The organism is Halomonas heilongjiangensis (genome assembly GCF_002879645.1).
GTDB classification, from domain to species: domain Bacteria; phylum Pseudomonadota; class Gammaproteobacteria; order Pseudomonadales; family Halomonadaceae; genus Halomonas; species Halomonas heilongjiangensis.
In genome coordinates this window covers 48,015-74,846 of the sequence record NZ_PNRE01000061.1, presented here as the reverse complement: position 1 = coordinate 74,846, position 26,832 = coordinate 48,015, and the positions used below count along the sequence as shown (strand labels likewise).

General features: G+C 69.0%; 28 protein-coding genes. 14 read left to right on the top strand and 14 right to left on the bottom strand.

The genetic code is table 11. The features are described from left to right. The first annotated feature begins 1 nt into the window (after position 1). Both C1H66_RS14005 and tldD read left to right on the top strand, forming a co-directional pair. The gene (locus C1H66_RS14005; RefSeq protein WP_102628500.1) at positions 2-3,865 is read left to right on the top strand and encodes a YhdP family protein; all 3,864 of its coding nucleotides are present in this window, start codon (positions 2-4) and stop codon (positions 3,863-3,865) included. Beyond that, complete coding sequence (tldD, locus tag C1H66_RS14000; protein ID WP_102628499.1) at positions 3,862-5,316, top strand: metalloprotease TldD; 1,455 nt, start codon at positions 3,862-3,864, stop codon at positions 5,314-5,316. The genes C1H66_RS14005 and tldD overlap by 4 nt, the downstream gene beginning before the upstream one ends. Before the next feature lie 188 nt (positions 5,317-5,504). On the opposite strand, the gene yjgA is transcribed toward tldD, so the two are convergent. Further along, positions 5,505-6,035: a ribosome biogenesis factor YjgA gene (gene yjgA, locus C1H66_RS13995; RefSeq protein WP_102628498.1), complete on the bottom strand. Its 531-nt coding sequence runs from the start codon at positions 6,033-6,035 to the stop codon at positions 5,505-5,507. Between the two features lie 118 nt (positions 6,036-6,153). Between yjgA and pmbA the strand changes: the two genes are divergently transcribed. After that, positions 6,154-7,494 carry a metalloprotease PmbA gene (gene pmbA, locus C1H66_RS13990; protein WP_102628497.1) on the top strand — a complete coding sequence of 447 codons (1,341 nt, stop codon included), beginning with the start codon at positions 6,154-6,156 and terminating at the stop codon, positions 7,492-7,494. Here the strand turns inward: pmbA and C1H66_RS13985 are convergent. The 11 genes from C1H66_RS13985 to C1H66_RS13935 all read right to left on the bottom strand — a co-directional run bounded on the left by C1H66_RS13985 (position 7,491) and on the right by C1H66_RS13935 (position 15,647). After that, entirely contained in the window at positions 7,491-7,760 is a 270-nt protein-coding gene (locus tag C1H66_RS13985; RefSeq protein ID WP_102628496.1) for an HPr family phosphocarrier protein, read from the bottom strand. The genes pmbA and C1H66_RS13985 overlap by 4 nt on opposite strands. Positions 7,761-7,763: 3 nt before the next feature. Continuing rightward, the gene (gene rapZ / locus C1H66_RS13980) at positions 7,764-8,684 is read right to left on the bottom strand and encodes an RNase adapter RapZ (RefSeq protein WP_102628495.1); all 921 of its coding nucleotides are present in this window, start codon (positions 8,682-8,684) and stop codon (positions 7,764-7,766) included. Between the two features lie 49 nt (positions 8,685-8,733). Continuing rightward, positions 8,734-9,204 (bottom strand): PTS IIA-like nitrogen regulatory protein PtsN, encoded by a 471-nt coding sequence (gene ptsN / locus C1H66_RS13975; RefSeq protein ID WP_102628494.1) that lies wholly within the window; start codon positions 9,202-9,204, stop codon positions 8,734-8,736. Between the two features lie 6 nt (positions 9,205-9,210). Then, positions 9,211-9,519, bottom strand: a complete 309-nt coding sequence (hpf, locus tag C1H66_RS13970) for a ribosome hibernation-promoting factor, HPF/YfiA family (RefSeq protein ID WP_102628493.1) — start codon at positions 9,517-9,519, stop codon at positions 9,211-9,213. Positions 9,520-9,630: 111 nt separating this feature from the next. Further along, on the bottom strand, positions 9,631-11,043 hold the full coding sequence (locus C1H66_RS13965) for an RNA polymerase factor sigma-54 (RefSeq protein WP_102628492.1): 1,413 nt from the start codon (positions 11,041-11,043) through the stop codon (positions 9,631-9,633). Between the two features lie 148 nt (positions 11,044-11,191). Further along, the gene (lptB, locus tag C1H66_RS13960; protein ID WP_102628491.1) at positions 11,192-11,917 is read right to left on the bottom strand and encodes an LPS export ABC transporter ATP-binding protein; all 726 of its coding nucleotides are present in this window, start codon (positions 11,915-11,917) and stop codon (positions 11,192-11,194) included. Positions 11,918-11,925: 8 nt separating this feature from the next. Further along, positions 11,926-12,453 carry a lipopolysaccharide transport periplasmic protein LptA gene (gene lptA, locus C1H66_RS13955; RefSeq protein WP_102628490.1) on the bottom strand — a complete coding sequence of 176 codons (528 nt, stop codon included), beginning with the start codon at positions 12,451-12,453 and terminating at the stop codon, positions 11,926-11,928. Further along, entirely contained in the window at positions 12,450-13,052 is a 603-nt protein-coding gene (gene lptC, locus C1H66_RS13950) for an LPS export ABC transporter periplasmic protein LptC (RefSeq protein ID WP_102628489.1), read from the bottom strand. The genes lptA and lptC overlap by 4 nt, the downstream gene beginning before the upstream one ends. Before the next feature lie 4 nt (positions 13,053-13,056). Beyond that, a complete protein-coding gene (locus C1H66_RS13945; RefSeq protein WP_102628488.1) occupies positions 13,057-13,614 on the bottom strand; it encodes a KdsC family phosphatase in 558 nt (185 codons plus the stop codon). A 25-nt stretch (positions 13,615-13,639) separates the two neighbouring features. Then, the gene (locus tag C1H66_RS13940) at positions 13,640-14,632 is read right to left on the bottom strand and encodes a KpsF/GutQ family sugar-phosphate isomerase (protein WP_102628487.1); all 993 of its coding nucleotides are present in this window, start codon (positions 14,630-14,632) and stop codon (positions 13,640-13,642) included. Between the two features lie 55 nt (positions 14,633-14,687). Then, a complete protein-coding gene (locus C1H66_RS13935; RefSeq protein ID WP_102628486.1) occupies positions 14,688-15,647 on the bottom strand; it encodes a calcium/sodium antiporter in 960 nt (319 codons plus the stop codon). Positions 15,648-15,793: 146 nt separating this feature from the next. Here C1H66_RS13935 and C1H66_RS13930 point away from each other — a divergent pair, with 146 nt between their 5' ends. The 9 genes from C1H66_RS13930 to hisD all read left to right on the top strand — a co-directional run bounded on the left by C1H66_RS13930 (position 15,794) and on the right by hisD (position 22,683). Next, positions 15,794-16,606 carry an ABC transporter ATP-binding protein gene (locus C1H66_RS13930; protein ID WP_102628485.1) on the top strand — a complete coding sequence of 271 codons (813 nt, stop codon included), beginning with the start codon at positions 15,794-15,796 and terminating at the stop codon, positions 16,604-16,606. Further along, positions 16,603-17,385 (top strand): lipid asymmetry maintenance ABC transporter permease subunit MlaE, encoded by a 783-nt coding sequence (mlaE, locus tag C1H66_RS13925; RefSeq protein WP_102628484.1) that lies wholly within the window; start codon positions 16,603-16,605, stop codon positions 17,383-17,385. Before C1H66_RS13930 ends, mlaE begins: the two co-directional genes overlap by 4 nt. 37 nt (positions 17,386-17,422) lie before the next feature. Then, positions 17,423-17,887 (top strand): outer membrane lipid asymmetry maintenance protein MlaD, encoded by a 465-nt coding sequence (mlaD, locus tag C1H66_RS13920; RefSeq protein WP_102628483.1) that lies wholly within the window; start codon positions 17,423-17,425, stop codon positions 17,885-17,887. 47 nt (positions 17,888-17,934) lie between these two features. After that, a complete protein-coding gene (locus tag C1H66_RS13915) occupies positions 17,935-18,597 on the top strand; it encodes an MlaC/ttg2D family ABC transporter substrate-binding protein (RefSeq protein WP_102628482.1) in 663 nt (220 codons plus the stop codon). After that, complete coding sequence (locus C1H66_RS13910) at positions 18,594-18,926, top strand: STAS domain-containing protein (RefSeq protein WP_102628481.1); 333 nt, start codon at positions 18,594-18,596, stop codon at positions 18,924-18,926. Before C1H66_RS13915 ends, C1H66_RS13910 begins: the two co-directional genes overlap by 4 nt. 146 nt (positions 18,927-19,072) lie before the next feature. Then, a complete protein-coding gene (locus C1H66_RS13905; protein ID WP_220018880.1) occupies positions 19,073-19,327 on the top strand; it encodes a BolA family protein in 255 nt (84 codons plus the stop codon). A gap of 13 nt (positions 19,328-19,340) precedes the next feature. Then, complete coding sequence (gene murA, locus C1H66_RS13900; protein WP_102628479.1) at positions 19,341-20,603, top strand: UDP-N-acetylglucosamine 1-carboxyvinyltransferase; 1,263 nt, start codon at positions 19,341-19,343, stop codon at positions 20,601-20,603. Between the two features lie 21 nt (positions 20,604-20,624). Continuing rightward, the gene (gene hisG / locus C1H66_RS13895) at positions 20,625-21,284 is read left to right on the top strand and encodes an ATP phosphoribosyltransferase (protein ID WP_102628478.1); all 660 of its coding nucleotides are present in this window, start codon (positions 20,625-20,627) and stop codon (positions 21,282-21,284) included. Positions 21,285-21,357: 73 nt separating this feature from the next. Continuing rightward, entirely contained in the window at positions 21,358-22,683 is a 1,326-nt protein-coding gene (gene hisD, locus C1H66_RS13890; RefSeq protein ID WP_102628477.1) for a histidinol dehydrogenase, read from the top strand. A gap of 93 nt (positions 22,684-22,776) precedes the next feature. Here hisD and C1H66_RS13885 read toward each other — a convergent pair whose 3' ends face one another. Continuing rightward, positions 22,777-24,009: a Do family serine endopeptidase gene (locus tag C1H66_RS13885; RefSeq protein WP_102628476.1), complete on the bottom strand. Its 1,233-nt coding sequence runs from the start codon at positions 24,007-24,009 to the stop codon at positions 22,777-22,779. Positions 24,010-24,110: 101 nt separating this feature from the next. Here C1H66_RS13885 and C1H66_RS13880 point away from each other — a divergent pair, with 101 nt between their 5' ends. Then, entirely contained in the window at positions 24,111-24,869 is a 759-nt protein-coding gene (locus C1H66_RS13880; RefSeq protein ID WP_102628475.1) for a Nif3-like dinuclear metal center hexameric protein, read from the top strand. Between the two features lie 47 nt (positions 24,870-24,916). On the opposite strand, the gene C1H66_RS13875 is transcribed toward C1H66_RS13880, so the two are convergent. Next, a complete protein-coding gene (locus C1H66_RS13875; protein WP_102628474.1) occupies positions 24,917-25,360 on the bottom strand; it encodes a Z-ring associated ZapG family protein in 444 nt (147 codons plus the stop codon). Between the two features lie 209 nt (positions 25,361-25,569). Here C1H66_RS13875 and zapE point away from each other — a divergent pair, with 209 nt between their 5' ends. Further along, positions 25,570-26,736 (top strand): cell division protein ZapE, encoded by a 1,167-nt coding sequence (gene zapE / locus C1H66_RS13870; protein ID WP_240618325.1) that lies wholly within the window; start codon positions 25,570-25,572, stop codon positions 26,734-26,736. Positions 26,737-26,832: the final 96 nt, after the last annotated feature.

Sequence of the window (26,832 nt, the reverse complement as noted above, 5' to 3'; positions counted from 1 at the left end):
CATGCCTCGGATTCGCCTGCTGTCGCGCTGGGTTCTGACGCTGGCGGCGTTGCTGCTGGCGATGGTGGCCCTCGTGCTGGTCCTGCTGCGGTTGGCCCTCGGCCTGGCCGAGGGCGCCACGCCGAGACTCGAGGCGCTGCTCTCGTCACGCTTCGGTGCCGTGGTGCAGATCCGTGAGCTCGACACTCGCCTGGCAAGAGTCGATCCCATGCTGGAGCTCTCCGGCCTGACCGTCCGTTCCCGGGAGGGCCTCGGCCACACGCCCTTGATCGAGGTCGAGGGCGGTCGGTTGCGGCTGGATACCCTGGCCAGCCTGCGCGAGGGCGTGCCGGTGGTGGCGGATGCCCGCCTGCAGGGGGTGACGCTGCACCTCTACCAGGATCGACAGGGGCGTTGGCAGTGGCCCGATCCGGCCCGACTTCCCCCCGAACTCAAGCCCGACGTGGCGTTCGACCTGGATCGTCTCGATTTCTGGGTCGGGTTGCTGCTGCGTCAGCGCGCCTGGGTCGAGGATCTCCGCCTGGTGCTGCACGGCCAGGAGAAGCGCGAGGTGCTGCATGCGCCGCGGCTGCTGATGACCGGGGACGCCCGCCACGCCCACCTGGAGGGCGAGGTGCGGATCGAGGACCAGGAGCGGATCCGGGAGCGGGTCGCCATGCAGGTGGCGCTGGACATCTTCCCCGGCCCCTCGGGGCTGCGCGACTTCAGCGCCGCCCTGCAGGCCGACGTGGCCCTCGGCAGCCTGCTGGGGCTGGTCGAGGTGCTGGGACGCAACGATCCCATGCGCCTCGAGACGGCCAGCGGGGATGCGCGGCTGTGGGGCCGTTGGCACCGCGGCAAGCTTGCCGATGCGCGCCTCGACCTGGACGCGCCACTGCTGGCCATGAGCCACCACAACGGCGACGGCGCGCTGCGGACCATCGTGCTCGAGAGCGTCGCCGCCCGCGGCCAGTGGCTGCGGGGCGACGACGGCTGGGAGGCCTGGTTCGAGGGAGACGCCGGCAGTGCCGACTGGGACGCGCCGGTGGAACTGGCCGAGACGGAGGGGCCGGCCCTGCCGTCCTACTGGCACCTGCGAGGCAATGACGACGGGTGGTGGCTCAATACCAGCGAATTCGAACTCGGCTCCCTGGCTGCCTGGCGCGATCGCCTGCCGCTGCCGGAAGCGCTGTCCCGGGCGGTGGCCAGCCTGGCCCCCCGCGGCCGGGTGACCGGGCTGGGAGTGGGGCGCGAGAATGGGCACTGGCTGGCCCGGGCGGGGGTCCATGACATGGCGGTCTCGCCCTGGGAGCAGGCCCCCGGCGGGGGGCCATTCGACGTGTGGGTCGAGGCCCGGGACCTGAATGGCCGGGTGAGCTTCGTCGGCAACGATGGCGCCGAACTGTACTTTCCCGAGGTCTTTGCCGCCCCCATGACACTCTCCCACGCCAGTGGCGAGGTGCTCTGGACCTACGATGGGCCACGCAGTTCCGTCAGTGGCCGGAACCTCAGCGTGGGCTGGAACGGCGCCGAGACGCGGGGTGGCTTCGGCCTCTCGGTGGGGGGCGGGCAACGGGGTGGGTTCGGGCTGACGCTGGGTTTTCGCGACGTGGATGCCATCGATACCCCGCTGCTCGACTGGCTGCCGGTCGGGATCATGGGCGAGGAGCTCACCGAGTGGCTGGGCGCGGGCGTGGCGGGGCGTGTGCCCGAGGGCTCATTGCGGCTGCACCTGCCGCTGGCCGGCGGGGCGGCCAGGGTCGATCCCTCCTTCGGCCTGGCGCTCACCATCGAGGAGGGGCGCTTGCCCTTCGCACCGGAGTGGCCGGCGCTGGAGGCGCTGGAGGGGCACCTGACCCTGCAGGACACCACGCTCGAGGCGACCGTCGAGCGGGCCGAGAGCCACGGCGTCGAAGCCCGCGACGGCCACGTCTCGCTGGTCGACGAGCACCTCGAGGTGAGCGGCGAGCTCGAGGCCTCGGCCGAGGCGCTGCGCCGCTACCTGCTGGCGATGCCGGTGGAAGGGATCGAGGCGGTGGAGGCGTGGCAGGGCGAGGGCAGCGCCGCGGGGCGTCTGGCGCTGTCGCTGCCGCTGGGCGAGCCGGAGGCGCTGGCGCTCGATATCGACACCGATGTCACCTTCGACCGGCTGGAGTACCGGCCGCTGGCGCTGGCCTTCAGCGATCTCGATGGCCCGCTGGCCTGGCGCCAGCGCGGCGAGGAGGGCGGGCTCGAGGGGCGCCTCGAGGGCCGGCTGCTCGGTGGGCCGGTGCAGGCCGAGATCGATACCCTGGGCGGCGGCCTCGACCTGGCCGGCACCGCCACGGCCGCCGGCCTGGTCCGCTGGACCGGCGTGGCGGCGCTCGATGACCTGCTCGAAGGACAGTTCCCCTGGCAGGGGCGTCTGGCGATCGGCGAGCAGGCCAGTACCCTGAGCCTCTCGAGCTCGCTCGAGGGGCTGGGCATTGCCTTGCCGGCCCCTCTGGGCAAGACCCCGGATCAGCGCGAGCCGCTGCGACTCGATATGGGCCTGACGGATGGCCGGCTCGAAGGCCGGCTGGGCGAGCAGGTGAACCTGCGCTGGCGGGAACTCGCCGGCTCCGAGATCGGCCAGGGCCAGGTCTGGATCGGTCGCTCGCCGGTCACGCCCTGGCCGGAGAGCGAGGGCTGGTGGGTGGAAGCCTATCGGCCGAGGCTCGATCTGGCCGCCTGGGGCGAGGCGCTCTCGGTGCTGGACGTCGGCCAGGGAGGCGGGGGCGGGGCCGATGATGGGGTGGCCGCGACCCTGAGGGCCATCGGGCTCGAGACCAACTGCCTGGAACACGAGGGGCGCTGCCTGGGGTCGCTGTATCTCGACGGACGGCCTCAGCTCGGTGGTGGCTGGCGATTGGCGCTGGACGGTAGCCTGGTCGAAGGGCAGCTCGACTATCGCCCCGGGCTCGAGGATTCCCTCGACATCGCGCTGATGCGCCTGACCCTGGACGGCCTGATGCCTCGGGCCGGTGCCGGTGGGGCGCTGCTGGACGAGGTCGCCACGCCGCCGGCGCCGGCACCGCTGCCGGACTGGGCCGGACGGCTGCCCGACGGCCGCCTGCGCGTCGCCGATATCGAGTACCAGGGGCGGCGCTTCGGCCCGCTCACGACCCGCTGGCGGGCGACGCCCGAGCGCTTGACCATCGCGCCCCTGGGGCTGACCCTGGGCGAGGTCTCGGCGCGAGGAGAGCTGGTCTGGGAAGCCGCCGGCCCCGCCGACAGCCTGAGTCGGGCACGGCTCGACCTGGATGGCCGCGACCTCGGCACCGCGCTGGAGCGGCTCGGTCAGCCGGTGTCGATCCGCAACCGCGAGACCCGGGTCTCCAGCCAGCTCGCCTGGCCAGGAGCGCCCTGGCAATTCGCCCTGGAGCGCTCCCGCGGCAGCATCGAGGTGCTGCTGCGCGACGGGCGTTTCGTCAACATCGAGTCGCCCTCGGCGCGCCTGGTGGGGCTGCTCAACGTCGACAATCTGGTGCGACGCCTGCGGCTCGATTTCTCCGATGTCACCGGCCAGGGCACCGCCTTCGACAGTGTCACCGGCGCCGCGACCCTGTATGGTGGGATTCTGGAGACACGAGGGCCGGTGGAGGTCGACGGGCCGGCCACCTTCTTCACCCTGGAGGGCACGGTGGACCTGGCGCGGCGGGAACTCGACCAGCGCCTGGGCGTCACAGTGCCGGTGAGTCGTAACCTGCCGCTGGCCGCCGTGATCGCCGGTGCGCCGGTGATCGGTGGTGCCCTGTTCCTCGCCGACCGCCTGTTCGGTGACGCCATCGACCGGGTGACCCGAGTCCATTACCGCGTGCGGGGTCCCTGGACCTCGCCCCAGATATCCGTGGAAAGCGCCGAATGACATCACGCCATCACTCCCTGCTCGAAGACGCCGCCGAGATCCTGCTCACCCCGGGCGGGCTCGATCTCGGCGCCCTGGACGCGGGCCTGGGGCATGCCCTGGGCCCCGGCATCGACTACGCCGACCTCTACTTCCAGCGCAGTTGGCACGAGGGCTGGGTGCTCGAGGACGGCGAGGTCAAGGAGGCCAGCTACAACATCGACGGCGGGGTGGGCGTGCGCGCCATGGCCGGCGAGAAGACCGGCTTCGCCTACTCCAACCAGATCACCCGCGAGGCCCTGGCCGAGACCGGGCGCACCGCGTCGGGCATCGTGCGCAGCGGCACCCGCCTCGCGGTCTCCCCCCGGGTGATGGTGCAGGCAGACAGCCGCTACGGCGGGGTGGACCCGCTCTGCGGCCTGTCCGCCGAGGAGAAGATCGCCATGCTCAAGCAGGCCGATCGGGTGGCCCGGGCGGCCGACCCCTCGGTGGCCCAGGTCAGCGCCTCGCTCACCGGGGTGCACGAGGTGGTGCTGGTGCGGGCCAGCGACGGCACCCTGGCGGCGGACATTCGCCCGCTGGTGCGCTTCAACGTCAGCGTGATCGCGGTCAGGAACGGGCGCCGCGAGCGTGGCAGCGCCGGGGGTGGTGGGCGCTACTCCATGGCGCGGCTGCGTGACGAGCATGTCGCCGAGCGCTACGCCCGGGAGGCGGTACGCCAGGCGCTGGTCAACCTGGAGGCGGTCGACGCCCCGGCCGGCCAGTTGCCGGTGGTGCTGGGGCCGGGCTGGCCGGGCATCCTGCTCCACGAGGCGGTGGGGCATGGCCTGGAGGGTGACTTCAACCGCAAGGGCAGCTCGGCCTTCGCCGGCCGCATGGGACAGCGAGTCGCCTCGCCGGGCGTGACCGTGGTCGACGACGCCACCCTGGCCGATCGGCGCGGTTCCATGAGCGTCGACGACGAAGGCACGCCGGGGCAGTGCACTACCCTGATCGAGGATGGCATCCTCACCGGCTACATGCAGGACAAGCTCAATGCCCGGCTGATGGGCATGGCCCCCACCGGCAACGCCCGGCGCGAGTCCTTCGCCCACCTGCCGATGCCGCGCATGACCAATACCTACATGCTGGCGGGGCAGGACGACCCGGAGGAGATCCTGCGCAGCGTGAAGCGCGGCCTCTACGCGGTGAGCTTCGGTGGCGGCCAGGTCGACATCACCTCGGGCAAGTTCGTCTTCTCGGCGAGCGAGGCCTATCTGATCGAGGACGGCCGCATCACCGCGCCGGTCAAGGGGGCGACCCTGATCGGCAACGGCCCGGAGGCCATGGGCCGGGTGTCGATGATCGGCCACGACCTGGAACTGGACACCGGTATCGGGGTCTGCGGCAAGGAGGGGCAGGGCGTGCCGGTGGGCGTCGGCCAGCCGACGCTGAAGCTCGATGAGCTGACCGTCGGCGGCACCCAGTCGTAAGGCGCTGTAGTAGGGCCGCCGACGTCGGCGGTCCCTATGGGGTCAGACCCCGGCGGGCGCTGGTTCGGCAAGAGAGGAGCACCACGACAGGCATGATGGTTTGGCTGGGGTCTGACCCCATAGGGGCCATGCCGTCTACATAGGCAGCGTGGGGGCACAAGCGCCATGCGCTCGGGCAGGTGCCAGGCCTACAGCCCCGCCGTATCGCGGACCAGCTTGAACAGCCGGCGGGCATTGGTCGGCGGCTTGCCTAGCTCGCGTTCGCGGCGGGCGTTGCGGATCAGCTGGCGCAGGGCCTGGCGGTCGACGGCGGGGAACTCCGCGATGAAGGGCTCGACGGCATCGTCACCCTCCTCGATGAGCCGGTCGCGCCACTTCTCGAGGCGGTGGAAGGCGTGGTCGCGGCGGAGCTTCTCCTGCTCGACCTCCTCGTACACCGCCTGGATCGCGGCGAGGTTCTCGCGACGCATGACCTTGCCGACGTACTGCATGTGCCGCCGGCGTCCCTCGTGGGAGCGGATCCGCGAGGTCTCCTCCACGGCGGCCAGCATGTCATCGGAGAGGGGGAAGCGGGCGCGTTCGGTGGGCGTCATGGCGATGATCGCCTCGCCCAGTGCCTGAAGCGCATGCATCTCGCGCTTGAGCTGGGACTTGCTGACGGGCTCGTCATCCGACTGGGTGATCTGCGCGAGCAGCTCACGGGGAGATTCCTGGGACATGCCGCTTCCATCGGTTGAGGTCGGGATGGCCGATAGTATAACAGCCCGCAGCGACGGGCTGTGCAACGCATCATGAGTGAACCGGCCCCGCGTGCGGCCGGTCGACGAGGAGAATCGCATGACACAGGCTTTCGATGCCGCTGCCCAGCAGGCGCTGCTGGAAACCCGCGCCGAGGCGGCGCTCGAGCTGGCCGGGCGGCTGGGGGCCGACGCCTGCGAGGTCGGGGCCAGCGTCGACCAGGGGGTCGGCATCAGCGTGCGCGAGGGCGAAGTGGAGACCGTCGAGCTCTCCCGTGACCAGGGCATCGCGGTGACCGTCTACGTCGGGTCGCGCAAGGGCAGTGCCTCGTCCAGCGATGCCGGCGAGGCCTCGATCCGCGCCGTGGTCGAGAAGGCCATGGCCATTGCGCGCCATACCGGCGAGGACCCGGCCTCGGGGCTGGCCGATGCCGAGCTGATGGCACGCGAGCTGCCGGATCTCGACGTCCACCACCCCTGGGACCTGACCACCGAGCAGGCCATCGAGCTGGCGCTCGCCTGCGAGGCCGCCGGCCGTGGCATGGCGGGAATCCGCAGCTCCGACGGCGCTTCGCTCTCCAGCGGCGAGGGCGTGCGGGTCTACGCCAACAGCCATGGCTTTCTCGGCAGCCAGCGGGGCAGTCGCCACTCGCTCTCCTGCATGCTGATCGCCGAGGATGGGGGGGGCATGCAGCGGGACTACGACTATACCAGTGCCCGCCATCCCCGGGACCTGACGGCGCCCGAGACGGTGGGCGAGAGCGCGGCGCGGCGGACCCTGCGCCGGCTCGGTGCCCGGCGCCCGGCCACCGGACGCCTGCCGGTGCTGTTCGACCCGACCCTGGCCGGCGGGCTGGTGGGGCACCTGATGAGTGCCATCGCCGGCGGTGCCCTCTATCGCCAGGCCTCCTTCCTCTGCGACCGCCTGGGCGAGCCGCTCTTCCCCGAGTGGTTCAGCCTCGGCGAGCGTCCCATGGAGCGCGGCGCCATGGCCAGCAGTCCCTTCGACAACGACGGGGTCCAGACCCGAGACAACGTCTTCATCGAGGCGGGTCGCCTGGCCAGCTACATGCTCTCGGCCTACAGCGCGAGGCGGCTCGGTCTGCAGACCACCGGCAACGCCGGTGGCGCACGCAACCTGCGCATCACGGCACCGCTGGCGTCCCGCGAGGCATTGCTGGCCCGCATGGGGCGCGGCGTGCTGGTCACCGAGCTGATGGGGCAGGGAGTCAACGGCGTGACCGGCGACTACTCCCGCGGTGCCGCCGGCTTCTGGGTCGAGGATGGCGAGATTCGCCACCCGGTGGAGGAGTTCACCATCGCCGGCAACCTCGAGGGAATGTTCAAGGGCCTGGCGGGAGTCGGCGACGACATCGACACCCGTGGCAGCATCCATACCGGCAGCTGGCTGGTCGACGAGCTGATGGTGGCGGGCGGTTAGGCGTCCTCGTCGAAGCGGGCCTCGAAGAGTGCCTCGAGGGCGTCGAGCACCGCCTCGGCGTCCTCGCCCTCGGTACTGATCGTCAGCTCGGTGCCGCAGGGGGCGGCCAGCATCAGTAGCGACATGATGTTGGCGGCGTCGGCGTCGCGGCCGCCGTGGCTCACGGTGACCCTGGCCTGGAAGGGCTGGCAGCACTGGACCAGCTTGGTGGCGGCGCGGGCGTGCAGGCCGCGGCGATTGTTGAGGGTAAGCTTGCGTTGCGGCACGCCTCAGGTTCCTTCGTCATCGTTCTCGGCCGGTGGTGGCTCCGACGGGCGGGGGAGGATGTTGTGAATGCCCAGTTCGCGATGGCGTAGTCGCACACTGGGACAATGCCCGGCGAGGTGCCGGGCCAGTCGTTCGGCCAGGTGCACCGAGCGGTGCTGGCCGCCGGTGCAGCCGATGGCCACGGTCAGGTAGCTGCGATGGCTGGCCTGGTAGGCGGGCAGCCAGCGCTCCACCCAGGCCAGGATATCGTCATGCATCTCGCCGACGATGGGGTAGCCGTCGAGGAATTCGATGACCGCGGCGTCGCGGCCGGTGTACGGCCGCAGTCGGGGGTCCCAATAGGGATTCGGCAGGCAGCGGGCGTCGAAGACGATGTCGGCATCGAGGGGCACGCCGCGCTTGAAGCCGAAGGACTCCACCGTCAGGGTCAGCTGGTCGGTCCGGTGGCTGGCCACCTGGTCGCTGATGCGTCGACGCAGCTCGTGCACCGAGAGGCGCGAGGTATCGATCACCAGGTCGGCCAGGTCGCGAATCTCGGCGAGCGCCGTCTCCTCGGAATCGATCGCCTCGGCCAGGGTCATGTCGCTGTCCCGTGTCAGCGGATGACGACGGCGGGTGGCCGAGTAGCGCTCGAGCAGGATGCGGGCATCGGTGGTGAGGTAGATCACCTGGCCGTCGATTCCGCGTGCGCGCACCTCCTCCAGCAGGCTGGGGAAGCGCTCCAGTGCATGGGGCAGGTTGCGTGCATCGATGCTCACCGCGATCGAGGTGTGGGGTGAGTGATCACTGCTGAGTTCGTCGACCAGCGGGCCGAGCAGCATGGCCGGCAGGTTGTCGATGGCGTAGTAGCCGAGGTCCTCGAGCGCCTGCAGTGCGATCGACTTGCCGGAGCCGGATCGGCCGCTGATGATCACGAGCTGCATGGCGGGACTCCTGGTCGTGTGACTGGCCGGGTGGCCCGGTGAGCGACGATCAGCCCGAGGACTGTCGTCGGATCGCCTCGATGAGTCGCTCATGGAGCTCGCGCTGGCTCGCGCTCTTGCGCAGCCGCCCCCGGGTCTCGGCGTCGTTCATCACGCCCGCGACCTGGGCCAGCAGCGAGAGGTGGGCATCGTCGGCCTCTTCCGGTACCAGCAGCACGAAGATCAGGTCAACCGGCTCGCCGTCGATGGCATCGAAGTCGATCGGCTCGGCCAGCTTCAGGAAGCCGGCAAGGGGAGCCTTGCAGTGCGGGTCGCGGGCATGGGGTATGGCGACGCCGTTGCCGATACCCGTACTGCCCAGCCGCTCACGGCCGATCAGGCGGCCGAAGACTTCCTGGCTGTCGAGGCTCGGCGTGTTCTGTGCGATGAAGGTGCTGAAGAATTCCAGTACCCGCTTCTTGCTTCCCCCGGGCACGCCGAACAGGGTGCGCTCGGGGGGCAGGATGGCTTCGAGTGTCATGATGGATCAGCGGGCACCGGCGCCCTGGGCGCGGGCCTGGACCTTCTCCTTGTGCTTGACCAACTGGCGGTCCAGCTTGTCGGCGAGCGCATCGATGGCGGCGTACATGTCGCCGTCCATGGCCTCGGCGTGCAGATCGGCACCGGCGGCATGCAGGGTGCAGGCGGCCTGTTGGCGTTCCTTCTCGACGGAGAGCGTTACCTGCACGGTGGTGATGTTGTCGTAGTGGCGTTCCACGCGAGTGAGCTTTTCGTTCACATAGTCACGCAGGGCGTCGGTCAGTTCCACATGATGGCCGGTGATGTTGACTTGCATGACACGCTCCTTCGTCCTTCGATTGGTGCCTCGATTGTAACCCTTTTTCCTGCCCTGCAAACCCCCTGCGAAGGGCGATGCCTGCCGCGACTGGCGCTCACCATCCCTTTCTCATCTTAGCCGCTTGCGCTCGCTGGAGGAGGCGATGCCCATGGCCTCCCGATACTTGGCCACGGTCCGCCGGGCAACGGAGATGCCGGCCTCCTCGAGCAGCGTCACCAGCTTGCTGTCGGAGAGCGGCTTGCGGGGTGGCTCCTCCTGGATCAGCTTGCGGATGCGGGCGCGGATCGCGGTGCTCGAGTGGGCATCGCCATCCCCGTTGCCGACCTGGCTGGAGAAGAAGTACTTCAGCTCGAAGACGCCGCGCGGGGTGTGGATGAACTTCTGGGTGGTGACCCGCGAGATGGTCGATTCGTGCATCTCCACGGCCTGGGCGATATCGGCCAGTATCAATGGCCGCATCGCCTCCTCGCCCTGCTCGAGGAAGTCGAGCTGGCGCGCCATGATCTCGCGTCCTACCCGCAGCAGGGTGTCGTTGCGGCTGGAGAGGCTCTTCATCAGCCAGCGGGCCTCCTGCAGGTGATTCTTGAGGAACTGGTTGTCCTGGCTCTTGTCGGCGCGGCGAATCAGTGCCGCATAGTCGGGCTGGATGCGCAGCCGTGGCAGGGCCTCGGGGTTGAGTTCCACCTGCCAGCCGCGGTTGTCGTGACGGGCGACCAGGTCGGGAATGACGTAGTCGTTGTCGGCTTCCGAATAGCGACTGCCCGGCCTCGGATCCAGTGAGCGCACCAGGGCGATCACCTCGTCGAGGGCATCGTCATCGAGGCCGAGTCGACGCTTGAGCAGGCGGCGGTCGTCACCGGCCAGCGCTTCGAGAAACTGGCGCACCAGGCGGCGGGCCTGGGGCAGCAGCGGGGTGTCGTCGGGCAGGGCGGCGAGTTGCAGCATCAGGCATTCGCGCAGGTCTCGGGCGAAGATGCCGGTCGGCTCGAACTGCTGCAGGCGCAGCAATACCTGCTCCACCTCGCGGCTCTTGAGTCCCTCGAGTCCCTGGTTCTTGAGTCCGTCACGCAATTCGTCGAGCGGCTGGGCCAGGTAGCCGGCGCCGTCCACGGCATCGATCAGGCTCTCGGCGATGTGCCGCTGACGTTCGTCCAGGTCGGTCATGGCCAGCTGCCAGGCGAGGTGGTCCTGCAGGCTCTGGCCCGAGGCCTGGCGCTCGAAGTCGGGCCCCTCGCCGCTGCCGGCGGGGGCGCCCAGGTCCTGGTAGGTGTCCGACCAGTCGCTGTCGACCGAGAGTTCGCTGGGGATCTCGCTGGCCCAGTCGTCATCGGCAGGCTCGCTCGCTGCCTGTTCGCCGAAGCCGTCATCGAGCTCCAGCATGGGGTTCGACTCCAGGGCCTGCTGGATCTCCTGGCGCAGGTCCAGGGTGGAGAGCTGCAGCAGGGCGATGGCCTGCTGCAGCTGGGGCGTCATGGTCAGCTGGGTGCCGACGCGCAGTTGCAGGGATGCTTTCATGGCCATGAGAGGTGTGTGCTCATTCGCCGAAAACCCCCACCCTAGTCCGCTGTCCGGCGTGTTGCAAGTCTTTTATTAGCAATAAGCATGCCATCGGCAATTTTCATGCCGGCAGGCTGCAATAACCTTTATATCAGTAAGTTGCGGTAGGGGGTCAGAGGCGAAAGTCTTCGCCGAGGTACACCTCGCGCACCCGCTGGTTGGCCAGGATCGCCTCGGCATCGCCCTCGGCGATGATCTGGCCGTCGCCGACGATATAGGCGGTGTCGCAGATATCGAGGGTCTCGCGCACGTTGTGGTCGGTGATCAGGACGCCGATGTCACGGGCCTTGAGCTGGCGGATGATGGCCTTGATCTCGCCCACCGAGATGGGGTCGACCCCGGCGAAGGGTTCGTCGAGGAGGATGAAGGCGGGTTCCGTGGCCAGCGCCCTGGCGATCTCCACCCGGCGCCGCTCACCGCCGGAGAGGCTCATGCCGAGGTTGTCGCGGATATGGGTGACATGGAAGTCCTCGAGCAACTGCTCGAGCCGGGCCCTGCGCCCTGTGCGGTCGAGGTCCTTGCGGGTCTCGAGGATCGCCATGATGTTGTCGGCCACCGAGAGCTTGCGGAAGATCGAGGCCTCCTGGGGCAGATAGCCGATACCGGCCCGGGCTCGCTCGTGCATGGCGGCTCTCGTCAGGTCGAGGTCGTCGATGTGGACCTCGCCGGCGTCGGCGCGTACCAGCCCGACGATCATGTAGAAGGAGGTGGTCTTGCCGGCACCGTTGGGGCCGAGCAGGCCGACGATGCTGCCCTGGCCGATGGCCAGGCTGATGTCCTGCACCACGCGGCGGCGCTTGTAGCTCTTGGCCAGATGGCTGGCGCGGAGTGTCTTCATGTCGTCCCTTATTGCTCGGGCTGCAGGGTCATGCGTACGCGCTGGCGCTCCTGGACGCCCTCGGCCTCGGAGCGGGCCTGGACCACGCGACGATCGAGGAAATACTCCAGGTAGCCGCCGTCGAAGGTGTCGCCGCCCTGGTGCAGCTCGGCGCGATCGATCAGCTCCACCCGCCGCTCGGCGACATAATAGACGATGGTGCGTCCCCAGCCGCGCACGAGTGGCTCGTCAGGTGCCGGCTGCTGCTCGATGTAGGCGCGTTCGCCGGTGGCGATGGCGTGAGAGAGTTCGCCCGAGGCGTTGCGGCGGATCTCGACCCGGTCACCGGTCAGGTGCATGCTGCCCTGGCGGATGTCCACGTCACCGGTATAGATGGCGGTGCCGGCGCGGTCGTCGAGGTCGAGCTGGTTCGCTTCCACCTCGATGGGGGCGCTGGCGTCGCCCTCCAGGGCCTGCGCCGGGGGAGTGGTCAGTGCCGTGAGGGACAGCCCGAGCAGTGCTGGGGCCAGCAGGGAGGCAAGGGGCGGTCGCGTCATGACTCGGGATCCTCGTCGGTGGGGGATGGCGTCTCGGGCGGATGGTGGCCGCGGACATTGTCGGTCAGGCGGGCGCGATTGTCATGGATCCAGGCATCGAAGCGCTCACCGCGCATGCGCTGCGGTGGTTGGCGCAGCAGCGCCGGGGCCTCGCTCCAGGCATGGCCGGTGTCGGCATCGAAGTGCAGGATATCGGTGTCGAGTTGCCAGTGCTCCTCGGGAGCGTGCAGGCGGGCATCGCCGGACAGGGTGAGGGGATTGCCGCCGGCGCCCAGGGTGCCGACCTGGCCCTGACCGAACCAGACGCGCCCCGAGCTGTCGATCAGCCGCGCCTCCGGTGTCTGCATGCGCGTGACGTCGTCGTGGGGGGTGTGCACCAGGCGCGGGGTGTCCAGGCGCTGGTGCGCCCGGCCCTCGGCGTCGAAGCGGGTCAGGCGAACGCCCTCGAGGTAGTAGTCCGGCTCGCCGGCCTCGTGGCGGGGCACCGGTCCGGGCTCCCGGGGGCTGCGCTGGTCGAGCAGGGCGAGCACGCCACCGAGGGCCAGCAGCAGCAGGAACAGCCAGACTCGAAATGACGGGCGCGGCAGGCGCAGTGCCATGGCCTCAGTCGGCTCCGTGCAGGTAGGTGTCGATCACGGCGTCCCAGTGTCCCTGGGCCTGGAGCAGGGCATCGCAGATCTCACGCACCGCGCCGTGGCCGGCGGCGCTCTCGGTGATCCAGTCGGCGTGCTTGCGGATGTAGGCGGGGGCGCCGGGGACGCTGATGCCGACGCCGGCGCGCTTGATGGCGCCGACATCCGGCATGTCGTCGCCGCAGTAGGCGACCTGTTCCAGTTCGAGGCCAAGGCGGCTGCACAGTTCGCGCAACATGGGCAGCTTCTTCTCCACCCCCTGGTAGACGTGCTTGATGCCGAGGGCGGCGGCGCGCCGGCTGACCATCGGCGAATCGCGGCCGGTGATCAGCGCCACCTCGAGTCCGGCACGCTTGAGCAGCTTGATGCCGTGGCCGTCGTGGGTGTGGAAGGCCTTGATCTCGATGCCGTCGGCCTGGAAGTAGAGACGGCCGTCGGTGAGGACGCCGTCCACGTCCAGCGCCAGCAGGCGCACGCGGCGCAGCCGGTCCACCAGTTGGGTGTCGAGCAGGGGAGAGTCGAGGGTCATGGGAACTCCTTGGGGAAACGGGGCATCAGATCACGCCGCTGGCGAGCAGGTCGTGCATGTGCAGGGCGCCGACCGGGCGACCGTCATCGTCGACCACGGCCAGGGCGGTGATGCGGTTGTCTTCCATGATGCGGACTGCCTCGGCGGCCAGGATGTCGGCGTTGACCCGCTTGCCCGGTCGAGTCATGACGTCGTCGACCTTGAGGTCGGTGAGGTTGCTGTGCTGGTCCAGGGTGCGGCGCAGGTCGCCATCGGTGTAGACCCCGGACAGGCGGCCGTCGTCGTCGACCACGCAGGTGAAGCCCAGCCCCTGGCGGGTGATCTCGAGCAGGGCGTCGCGCAGCGGGCTGCCGAGCGGCACCGAGGGCAGTCGGCTGCCCTGGTGCATCAGGTCGGCGACCCGCAGCAGCAGCCGCTTGCCCAGGCTGCCGCCGGGGTGCGAGCGGGCGAAGTCCTCGGCGGTGAAGCCGCGGGACTCGAGCAGTGCCACCGCCAGGGCGTCGCCCAGGGCCAGCGCCGCGGTGGTCGAGGAGGTGGGGGCCAGGTCCAGCGGGCAGGCCTCGCGTTCGACGCCGGCATCGAGGTGGGCGTCGGCATGGCGGGCCAGGGTCGAGCCGGGGCGTCCGGTCATGCTGATCAGCGGTACGTCCATGCGCTTGAGCAGCGGCAGCAGGGCAGTGACCTCGGCGGTCTCGCCGGAGTTGGAGAGCGCCAGCACCACGTCGCCGGGGGTGATCATGCCCAGGTCGCCGTGGCTGGCCTCGCCGGGGTGCACGAAGAAGGCCGGGGTGCCGGTGCTCGCCAGGGTGGCGGCGACCTTGCCGGCGACGTGCCCGGACTTGCCCATGCCGGTCACCACGACGCGTCCCCGGCAGGCGAGGATCAGTTCGCAGGCGCGGTCGAAGGCCCCGTCGAGGCGTTCGATCAGGGTGGCGATGGCCTGCTGTTCCAGCTGCAGGGTGCGTCGGGCGCTGTCGCGCAGCGGTGAGCTGCCGGTGGGGGGGGTATCGGTGGTCATGGCGGTGATTGTTGCCCGTTGCGGTGTTTCACTCAAGTTCGTGGCGACCACCCGTTCAGGTGGTCGGCACCTCTGTGGCGAAGCTGGTGGCGCCGAGCCAGGCCAGATAGCCGACATAGCTCAGTGCCAGCAGGCCGCCGGGCAGCCGGCCCAGCCGGCCGTGTCGTTGCCACAGCAGCAGCATGCCCAGCGCCAGGGTCAGGACCAGCATGACCCGATAGTCGCGTTCTCCCGCCGCCGGGTCGATGGGGCCGGGGGCCAGCATGCCCGGTATCGGCAGCACGGCGAGCATGTTGAACAGGTTGGAGCCGATGACGTTGCCGATGGCGATGTCGTGGTGGCGCTTGAGTGCGCTGGCCACGCAGGCGGCCAGTTCCGGCAGGCTGGTGCCGATGGCGACGATGGTCAGTCCGATGGCCAGCTCACTGACACCGAGGCCGCGCGCCAGTTCACTGCCGCCCCACACCAGGGCTCGCGAGCCGACGCCCATGACCGCCAGGGTCAGCACCAGCCAGGGCAGGGCGCGCCTCAGCGGCATGTCGGGGATCTCGCCCACCGGGGCCTCGTCGGGGCTGTCGGCGCGGAACAGCCACCACAGGCTGAATACCAGCAGCAGCAGCAGGAACAGCGCATCGAAGCGACCGAGGATGCCGTTGGCCAGGGAGTAGCCGGCCAGGCCGGTGGCGCCGAGCAGCAGTGGCAGTTCACGGCGGACGATGGAGAAGCGCACCGGGATGGGCACCACCAGGGCCGTGACGCCCAGCACCAGGCCGATGTTGGCGATGTTCGAGCCGAGCGCATTGCCGGTGGCGAGATCGGGGATGCCGTCGAGCGAGGCCATCACCGAGACCACGATCTCCGGTGCCGAGGTGCCGAGCGCGACGATGGTCATGCCCACCAGCAGGGTGCTCATGCCGGCACGCCTGGCCGTGGCGGCGGCGGCACCGACGAAACGCTCGGCACTCCACAGCAGGGCGATGAAGCCGAGCAGTACGGCAATGAGGGGAACGAGCATGGCAGACACGGTCCTGGCTAGGAACGGAAGGGCGCCCATTAAACGTTCTCGACCGACGCGGTGCAAGCCGGATGGCGCCGATGGTGGCGCAACGAGGCGTGGTTAGGATACGATGTTCGATAATTTTTTCGAGGGACGACGAGCCAATGAGCGACACTCCCTTCGTGGTGGTGGAGGGGCTGCATTTCTCGCGGGGCGACAAGGAGATCTTCCGCGGGGTCGACCTGCAGATTCCCCACGGCAAGATCACCGCCATCATGGGGCCCAGCGGTACCGGCAAGACCACCCTGCTCAAGCTGATCGGTGGCCAGCTGACCCCCGACGCGGGGCGCGTGCTGATCGACGGCGAGGACGTCCATCGCCAGTCGCGCAAGGCACTGTTCGCCATGCGCCGGCGCATGGGCATGCTGTTCCAGAGCGGGGCTCTGTTCTCCGACCTCGACGTGTTCGAGAACGTGGCCTTCCCGCTACGGGTCCACACCGACCTGCCGGCGTCGATGATCCGCGATCTGGTGCTGATGAAGCTCGAGGCCGTCGGGCTGCGCGGCGCCCGCGAACTGATGCCGGCCGAACTCTCCGGTGGCATGGCGCGGCGGGTGGCGCTGGCCCGGGCCATCGCCCTGGATCCTGAGCTGATCCTCTACGACGAGCCCTTCGTCGGCCAGGATCCGATCTCCATGGGGGTGCTGGTGCAGCTGACCAAGCGGCTCAACGAGGCGCTCGGACTGACCTCCGTCGTGGTCTCCCACGACATCAAGGAGACGCTGACCATCGCCGACTACGTCTACGTGATTTCCGACGGCCGGGTGATGGCCCAGGGCACTCCGCAGGGGCTCGATGTCGACCAGGATCCCCGGGTCAGCCAGTTCGTTCATGGCGAGCCGGACGGGCCGGTCCCCTTCCACTATCCTGCGGTGGACTTCTTCACCGACATCCTCAGCACCGGGGGGCGGCGATGATCGAGCGAGTCACCATCCTGGGGCGCCGGGGCTGCGAGCTGCTGGAGGCGCTGGGCCGGGCGGGGGTCTTCCTGTTCCTCTCCGCGGTCGGCATACCCTCCCGCGAGGGCTGGTACCTCTGGCTGCGCCAGATGCACTTCGTCGGCGTGCTGTCGCTGGCCATCGTGCTGGTCTCGGGGCTGTTCATCGGCATGGTGCTGGCGCTGCAGGGCTATACCCTGCTGGTCGATTTCGGTGCCGAACAGGCGCTGGGCCAGATGGTGGCCTTGTCGCTGTTGCGCGAACTGGCCCCGGTGGTGGCGGCGCTGCTGTTCGCCGGCCGAGCCGGCTCGGCGTTGACCGCCGAGATCGGTCTGATGAAGGCCACCGAACAGCTCACCAGCATGGAGATGATCGGTGTCGATCCGCTGCGCCGGGTGGTGGCGCCACGCCTGTGGGCCGGCTTCGTCGCCCTGCCGCTGCTGACCATCGGCTTCAGCGTGGTGGGGGTGTACGGTGGCTACCTGGTCGGCGTCGAGTGGCTCGGCGTCTTCGAGGGCTCCTACTGGGGCAACATGCAGGCCAGCGTCGACTTCATCGGCGATGTCGGCAACGGCATGGTCAAGAGCCTGGTCTTCGCCCTGGTGGTGACCTGGATCGCGGTCTTCCAGGGCTATGACCTGATACCCACCTCGGAAGGCATCTCGCGGGCCACCACTCGCACCGTGGTCTACTCCTCACTGGCGGTGCTCGGCCTCGATTTCGTGCTGACCGCGGTGATGTTCGGGGGGCTTAACTGATGCGTCGGAGTACAGAATTGATGTTCGGAGAGACGGCATGAAACGCAGCAAGATGATGGAGCTGGGGGTCGGGTTGTTCATGCTGGCCGGCGTCCTGGGACTGGTGTTCCTCGGCCTGCGGGTCAGTGGCCTGACCTTTACCGCCCCTGCCGACACCTTCCGCCTCGAGGCCAACTTCGCCAACATCGGCAGCCTCAAGCCACGGGCGCGGGTCACCATGGCCGGGGTCACGGTGGGCCGGGTCGCGGCCATCGAGCTGGATACCGACTGGTATGACGCCCGGGTGGTACTGGAGCTCGACTCGGAGCTCGAGGGTCGGCTGTCCCGGGATACCACGGCGGCGATCCTCACCGCCGGCCTGCTCGGTGAGCAGTACATCGGGCTGTCGGTGGGGGGGGACCCCGAGACCCTGGCCGACGGCGACACCATTCGCGACACCCAGTCGGCGGTGGTGCTCGAAGAACTCATCCAGCAATTCGTGTCCAACATGGTCAGCGACTGAGCCGCACCGCGCGCTCGTCGTTGACGGCACTCTTTCCAGGAGATTCGATGATGCCTTTTCTGCCTGCTTCCTTGCGCCTGGTGGTGCTCGCTTTGTGCCTGGCGCTCGCCGCCCTGTCGGCCCAGGCCCAGGCGGCCCCCGAACATGGGCCCGAGGAGATGATCCGCGACAGTATCGACGACCTGATGGGGAAGATCGAGGGGCGCCGTGACTATTTCGCCGACAACGTCGACGAGCTCAAGGGGCTGGTCGACGACAGCCTCGACGACATCGCCGACTTCCGTTACATCGGGGCGAGCGTCATGGGGCGCTACTTCCAGAATGCCACTCCCCAGCAGCGCTCGCGTTTCGTCAATACCTTTCGCCAGACGCTGATCGATACCTACACCAAGGGGCTGGTGACCTTCGACTATCGTGAGCTGCGGGTGCTGGACAGTCAGCAGCGTCAGCGCCACGAGGACCAGGCCAGCGTGGCCATGGAGGTGGTGGCCATCGACGGTACCGTCTATCCGGTCAGCTATTCGCTGCGCCTGAGCGATGGCCAGTGGAAGGTGGTCAATGTCATCGTCAACGGCATCAACCTCGGGTTGACCTTCCGCAACCAGTTCGATCAGGCCATGCGCGATCACGGCCGCGACTACGACGCCGTGATCGAGAGCTGGGCCCCGGAAATCGCCGTCGAGGAGCTCGAGGAGGGCGGCAGCGCATGAGCCTGCTGCTCGATCGGTCGGGCGTTCGCCTGACGGCCGGTGCCGAGGGGTTGGCGGTGAGCGGGGTGGTCGGCTTCGACGTGGCCGCGGCGCTGGCCGCCACGGGCAGCGACTGGCTCGCGACCCAGCCGGCCGGTACCCGCGTCGACTTCGACCTGAGCGGCGTCGCGGGCGTCAGCAGCGCGGCGCTCAGCGTACTGCTGGAGTGGACCCGTCGCGCCCGCGCTGCCGGTCTCGAGGTTCGCGCCGTGCACCTCTCGGCGCCGCTGAGCCGCCTGACCCGGCTGGCCGGTCTCGACCGCCTGCTGCCGCTGGACGAGGTCGCCTGACGCTCGGGGTTTCCCGAGGTGGCGAGCGCTGCCGGCATCGCCAAGTGCGCCGCTTTTCTTTACCATGTCGGAATTCCCGATCCATGCCACCGGCCGCCTCGCGGCCGGTGGCCTCACATTCTCATGCATCACAGGAGTTCCGGCTCATGCTACCCAGTGAGGTCAAGGCGCTGCTCGAGGCCCGCATCGACGACTGCGAGTTCCATATCCAGGGGGAAGGCTGCAACTTTCAGGTGGTGGCCGTGGGTGAGGTGTTCGATGGCCTGTCGCCGGTCAAGCGCCAGCAGTTGATCTATGGCGCCCTCTCCGCGGAGATCGCCTCGGGTGCCCTGCATGCAGTGAGCATCAAGACCTATACCCCGGCGCAGTGGCAGAGCGCGCCGGAAAACGCCAGCGCCTGACGGGCGAGCCTCCATGGACAAACTGATCATTACCGGCAACGGCCCCGCCAACGGCGAGGTCTGGGCCAGCGGTGCCAAGAACGCCGCCCTGCCGATCCTCTGCGCCACCCTGCTGGCCGACGAGCCGGTGACCATCGGCAACCTGCCGCACCTGCAGGACATCACCACCACCCTGGAGCTGCTCGGCCACCTCGGCCTCGAGCCGGTGATGGGCGAGAAGATGACCATCCAGCTCGACGGCGCCCAGGTGCGCCACTGCGATGCGCCCTACGAGCTGGTCAAGAAGATGCGTGCCTCGATCCTGGTGCTGGGGCCGCTGCTGGCCCATTTCGGTCACGCCGACGTCTCGCTGCCCGGCGGTTGCGCCATCGGTTCGCGGCCGGTGGACCTGCATATCCGCGGCCTCGAGGCGATGGGCGCCGAGATCCGTGTCGAGGGGGGCTATATCCGCGCCCGGGTCGATGGCCGTCTCCAGGGCGCTACCATCTTCTTCGATACCGTGACCGTCACCGGTACCGAGAACCTGCTGATGGCCGCGACGCTGGCCGAGGGCACCACGGTACTGGAGAACGCGGCCCGGGAACCCGAGGTGGTGGATCTGGCCGAGTGTCTGATCGCCATGGGGGCGAGGATCCGCGGCCATGGCAGCGATACCATCACCATCGAGGGCGTCGAGCGGTTGCATGGCTGCTACCACGACGTCATGCCCGATCGCATCGAGACCGGCACCTTCCTGGTGGCCGCGGCGATGACCCGGGGGCGGGTCAGGGTGCGCCGTACCCGGGCCGACATCCTCGAAGCGGTGCTGGCCAAGCTGGAGGAGGCGGGGGCCACCATCACCACCGGTGACGACTGGGTCGAGGCGGACATGGAGGGGCGGCGGCCGCGGGCGGTGAATGTCCGTACCGCGCCCTATCCCGCCTTTCCCACCGACATGCAGGCCCAGTTCGTGGCGCTCAATGCGGTGGCCGAGGGGACGGCCCGGGTGGTGGAGACCATCTTCGAGAATCGCTTCATGCACGTCCAGGAACTCAACCGCATGGGGGCGCAGATCGCCCTGGAGGGCAACACCGCGGTGGTCACCGGCGTCGAACGCCTCTCCGGCGCCCCGGTGATGGCCACCGACCTGCGCGCTTCCGCCTCGCTGGTGGTGGCGGCGATGATGGCCGACGGCGAGACCCTGGTCGACCGCATCTACCATATCGATCGAGGCTACGAGTGCATCGAGGAGAAGCTGCAGCTGCTGGGTGCCAATATCCGTCGCATTCCCGGCTAGCTTCCCAAGACAGGCGAGAGCATGAGCAAACAACTGATTCTGGCCCTCTCCAAGGGTCGCATTCTTGACGAGACGCTGCCGCTGCTGGCCGATGCCGGCATCACCCCGGCCGAGGACCTGGGCGCCAGTCGCAAGCTGCTGTTCGACACCAACCTGTCGGACGTCAAGCTGGTGATCCTGCGAGCCACGGATGTCCCCACCTACGTTCAGCTGGGGGCCGCCGACCTCGGCGTGGCCGGCAAGGACGTGCTGCTCGAGCATGGCGCCGAGGGGCTCTACGAGCCGCTGGATCTCGAGATCGCCCGGTGCCGGCTGATGACCGCCGGTATCGACGGTGCCGAACCGGCCAGGGCCCGGCGCCGCGTGGCCACCAAGTTCGTCAACGTCGCGCGCCGTTACTATGCCGAGCAGGGCATCCAGGCCGAGGTGATCAAGCTCTACGGGGCCATGGAACTGGCACCGCTGATGAACCTGGCCGACGAGATCGTCGATATCGTCGACACCGGCAACACCCTGCGTGCCAACGGCATGGCGCCGCGCGAGCTGATCGCCCCGATCAGTACCCGCTTGGTGGTCAACAAGGCGGCCATGACCATGAAGCATGCCCGGCTCAAGCCGCTGATCGAGCGCCTCGGCGATGCCGTGGCCGCCCGTCGCGATAGCCGCGTCACCTCAACCTGACAGCGACTGATGCCATGGCCCGGCCCTGGCGTCAGGCCCAGACAAGACCCGACAGCCACGGGAGCCGCACCCCATGACCAAGACCCTCGCTTCCGCTACCGGCATCGCCAGACTCGCCACCGGTGATGCCGACTTCGACGACCGCCTGGATGCCCTGCTGGCCTGGGAGGGGGTTTCCGATGCCGAGATCCAGGGGCGCGTCGACGAGATCATCGCCGCGGTGAAGGCCCGCGGCGACGCGGCGCTGGTCGAGTACAGCAACCGCTTCGACCGGTTGTCGGTCGCCTCCATGGCCGAACTCACCCTGGGGTCGGCGCGCCTCGAACAGGCCTACCGAGGATTGCCCGCCGCGCAGCGTGATGCCCTGGCCGCCGCCGCCGAGCGCATTCGTCTCTACCACGCGCGCCAGAAACCCGAGTCCTGGCACTACACCGAGGCCGACGGGACCGTGCTCGGCCAGCAGGTCGTGCCGCTCGACCGCGCCGGGATCTATGTGCCCGGCGGCAAGGCGACCTATCCCTCCTCGGTGTTGATGAACGCGATTCCCGCCCATGTGGCCGGCGTCCGCGAGATCATCATGGTGGTGCCGATGCCGGACGGCGTGCTCAACGAGCTGGTCCTGGCGGCGGCCCACCTGGCCGGCGTCGACCATGTCTTCACCATCGGTGGGGCCCAGGCGGTGGCGGCACTGGCCCATGGCACCGAGACGGTGCCGCGGGTGGACAAGATCGTCGGGCCCGGCAACATCTACGTGGCCACGGCCAAGCGGGCGGTGTTCGGCCGGGTCGGCATCGACATGATCGCCGGGCCATCCGAGATCCTGGTGGTCTCCGACGCCGGCACCCCTGCCGACTGGCTGGCCATGGACCTGTTCTCCCAGGCCGAGCACGACGAGGATGCCCAGGCGATCCTGGTCAGTTGGGATGAGGCCCATCTCGATGCGGTCGAGGCGGCCATCGAGCGCCTGCTGCCGACCCTGGAGCGGGAGGCAATCGTGCGCGAGTCCCTGGCGGGGCGGGGCGCGCTGATCCACTGCCGCAACCGCGCCGAGGCCGTCGAGCTGATCAACCGCATCGCCCCCGAACACCTGGAGCTGTCGGTGGCCGATCCGGACAGCTGGCTGTCCGAGGTGCGCCATGCCGGGGCCATCTTCATGGGGCGCTACACCGCCGAGGCGCTGGGTGACTACTGCGCCGGCCCCAACCACGTGCTGCCGACATCGGGCACGGCACGTTTCTCCTCGCCGCTGGGGGTCTACGATTTCCAGAAGCGCTCGTCGATCATCCACTGCTCGTCCCGGGGCGCTTCCGAGCTCGGCAAGATCGCCTCGGTGCTGGCCCGCGGCGAGTCGCTCACCGCCCATGCCCGGTCGGCCGAGTACCGTATCGAGGAGCGGTAACGCATCCTCAGGGAATCGAAAGGTTTCGTCAGAGCGCCTGAGCGCGTATCGAGACGAAGGCCCCGCAATGTCGGGGCCTTCGTCGTGTATGGATCACTGCTGCGGCTGGCGCAGCTCCGGGGCGGGGCGTTCACCCACTTCCAGGGTGACCTCCAGCGATTCACCGCCGCGCAGCACCGTCAACGGCAGCTCGGTGCCGGGCTCGACGGCGGCGATGTCGCTCATCGCCATCCGGGCATCGAGGATCTGGCGGCCGTCTACCGCCAGCAGGACATCGCCGGGCTGCAGGCCGGCGAGAGCGGCCGGGCCCCCGGGGGTCACGCCGGCGATCACCACGCCGCGGGGCGCCTGCAGGCCGAAGGAGGCGGCCAGCTCCTGGTTCAGCTCCTGGGCCTCGATGCCGAGCCAGCCACGGATCACCCGCCCTTGCGTGACCAACGCCTCGAGGATGTTGCGGGCCAGGTTGGCGGGGATCGCGAAGCCGATGCCCTGGGAGCCGCCGGAGCGCGAGAAGATGGCGGTGTTGATCCCCACCAGGGCGCCCTCGGCATTGATCAGGGCGCCGCCCGAGTTGCCGGGGTTGATCGCCGCGTCGGTCTGGATGAAGTCCTCGTAGGCGTTGAGCCCCAGATGACTGCGGCCGGTGGCGCTGATGATGCCCATGGTCACCGTCTGCCCGACCCCGAAGGGGTTGCCGATGGCCAGCGAGACGTCGCCCACCGCGACGTCGCCGGAGTCGGCGAGCTCGATCACCGGCAGGCCGTCCAGGTCGATGCGCAGCACCGCCAGGTCGCTCTCCGGGTCGGTGCCGATCACCTCGGCCAGCGTCTCGCGCCCGTCGCGCAGCGCCACCTGGATCTGGTCGGCGCCACCGATGACATGATGATTGGTCAGTACGTAGCCGTCGTCGCTGACGATCACGCCGGAGCCCAGGCTCGATAGCATGCGCTGGCGAGCGGGCATGTCGTCGCCGAAGAACTGGCGGAAGAAGGGATCCGACATCAGCGGATGCTGCTCGCGCTCGACCACCCGCGAGGAGTAGATGTTGACCACCGCCGGCGCGGCGCGGTCCACCGCCTCCGAGTAGCTGACCGGGCCCTGCTGGCGTGCCATGGGGTCTGCCTGGCGTAGTTCGGGGGAGGGGCGCGACGTCTCCTCGGGGGGCGCCTCTACCAGGGTCGGCGCGACCGGTGCCTCCGGGGGCTGTGGCGCGAGCGCCGGTGCCTCGGGGCGTCCCAGCAGTTGCGGGAAGGCATTGAGCAGCACGATGGCCAGCAGCACGCCGATGATGACGGGCCAGACGTACGGCAACAGGTTGCGTCGCATGCGGGGTGCTTCCTTACTCGCGGTGCTGTCGCGACCCGGGGCCGCGGTCGATACAATGGCGACAGTGTAACATGCCGATTCCCCGATGCGCGGAGGTGCGAATGAATCGTGATGAACTGGTCGCCGCCTGCGACCGCCAGCTCGATGCCGGTCGCTTCAGGGACTACACCGTCAACGGCCTCCAGGTGGCCGGGCGCGATCGGGTGGTCCGGGTGATGTCCGGCGTCACCGCCTGCCAGGCACTGCTCGACGAGGCGGTGACCTGGGGCGCCGACCTGCTGCTGGTGCACCACGGCTACTTCTGGAAGAACGAGCCGGTGGCGATCACCGGCATGAAACAGCGCCGCCTCCGCACCCTGTTGCTCAACGACATCAACCTGCTGGCCTATCACCTGCCCCTCGATGCCCATCCGCAGTTGGGCAACAATGCCGAGCTGGCCAGGCGCCTGGACTTGCGCGTCGACGGCTGTGCCGACGGCGCGCCGGGGGAGGGGCTGCTGTGGCTGGGGGCGCCGCCAGCCGGGCTGGATGCCCCGGGGCTCGCCCGCCATGTGGGCGAGCGGCTGGCGCGCGAGCCACTGCTGATCGAGGCGGCGAATGGCGGCGAGATTCGCCGCCTCGCCTGGTGCACCGGCGGCGCCCAGGACATGATCACCGCCGCCTGGGAGGCCGGCGCCGATGCCTTCCTCTCGGGGGAGATCTCCGAGCGCACGACCCATCTGGCCCGGGAGCTGGGGATCCACTATCTGGCGGCGGGCCACCATGCCACGGAGCGTTATGGGGTCCAGGCGCTGGGCGAGTGGCTGGCAAGCGAATTCGGGCTCGAGCATCGCTTCGTCGATATCGACAACCCGGCCTGAAGGCGCCGGGTCGTCGCGCCGTCTCGAAAGCGGTGGGTGGGGCGCGGTCAGTAGCGGGGGGGCTGGGGAGCGTTGCTCTGGTTGGCCTTCAGGCCGAAATCCTCCGAGAGGGTGCCGCCGGTGCCGTCGGCGTAGTCGCGTGGGACGGCATACTCCTCGTTGGCTGCCTTCTCCTCGGCCGCCAGGGCCACCTCCAGGCCACGTTGGGCGGGCACACCATTGCCAAGGGTCGCCGCGCCTTCCTCGAGCCGCTGCGCCAGGGCCTCGCTGTCGCGCTGGAGATTCTCGACCAGCGCCGTCACCTCGGTGAAATGGTCGCCGATGCCGTCCTTCAGTGCGGTCAACTCGCGGTCGCGCTCCGCGAGTCGCTGGCGGAGCGTCTGCAGGTGACCGGCGCCGGCGTTGAGCAGGTGATAGCCCAGTGCGCCGATGCCGATGCCGGCCAGCAGGCTGGCGATGGCCAGCACCCAGTTGATGTTGCTTTCGTCCACATTCGTCTCCCTGCGGCTATCGGACGATCCGGTGCGCGAGGCGGGTCCGGTGTCGAGGGCGGGTTGCCCGGTGGCCCCATTATAGGGCCGAGGCCGCGCGTCGGGTCAACGCGGCGGCAGCGGTGCGCAGCGTCGACCGGAAGCGTATAATGCCGTCCTCATCGAAGCCGCGAGCAGGTCATAGACGTTCCATGAGTGCATCGCCAACCATGTCAGCATCCCGTGACGCGAGCCGCCACGCCACGCCGATGGCTCGCTACCGCGCCGATCTCGAGCGAGACGACTTCCAGTACGATCCGGCCCAGGAGCGTGCGGTGGAGCACCTGCAGCGGCTCTTCGATGAGCTGGTGGCGCGGCCGCGTGCCCGGCCCCGGGCGGTTCCCGCTGGCAAGCGGCTGAAATCGCGCATGGCGGGGCTCTTCGGCCGTCGCGAGGAGGCGGCCGAGCCGGCGCTGCCAGAGGTCACCGGTCTCTACTTCTGGGGGGGCGTGGGGCGCGGCAAGACCTATCTGGTCGACACCTTCCATGAGGCCCTGCCCTTCCCCGACAAGATGCGCACCCATTTTCACCGCTTCATGCAGCGGGTGCACAACGAACTCGAGCACTACAAGGGCGAGAAGAACCCGCTCAGGCTGATCGCCGCCAAGTTTGCCGGCGAGGCCCGGGTGATCTGCTTCGACGAGTTCTTCGTCAAGGACATCACCGACGCCATGATCCTGGCCACCCTGCTCGAGGCGCTCTTCGAGCACGGCGTGGTGCTGGTGGCGACCTCCAACATCGTGCCCGACGACCTCTACAGGGACGGCCTCCAGCGGGCGCGCTTCCTGCCCGCCATCGACCTGCTCAACCGCCACTGCGAGGTGGTCAACGTCGATTCCGGCATCGACTATCGCCTGCGGGCCCTGGAGCGTGCCGAGATCTTCCACGCCCCGCTCGACGCCGGTGCCGAACGTGAACTCGCCCGCAGCTTTCGCGAGATCGCCGGCCATGAGGGAGAGGAGGGGGCGCCCATCGAGATCAACCACCGGGTACTGCACACCCGGCGGCTGCATGACGACGTGGTGTGGTTCGAGTTTGGCGAGCTGTGCGACGGACCGCGTAGCCAGAACGACTACATCGAGCTGGCCCGGGAGTACCACACGGTACTGGTCTCCAACGTGACCCGCATGAGCGGCGCCACCGACGACCAGGCGCGGCGTTTCATCAACATGGTCGACGAATTCTATGATCGCGGTGTCAAGCTGTTGATGTCCGCCGAGGTGCCGGCCGAGCGGCTCTACGCCGACGGCCGCCTGGAGTTCGAGTTCCAGCGCACCCTCTCGCGCCTCCAGGAGATGCAGTCCCACGAGTACCTGGCGCTGCCGCACAAGCCGTGACCCGGCTTCGCCGGGAGCTGTAAGCCTTAAGCTGTAAGAAAAATCTTGATTCAGATGCCGGAGGCAAGAGTCTGGCTTCGAGCTTCGAGCTTCGAG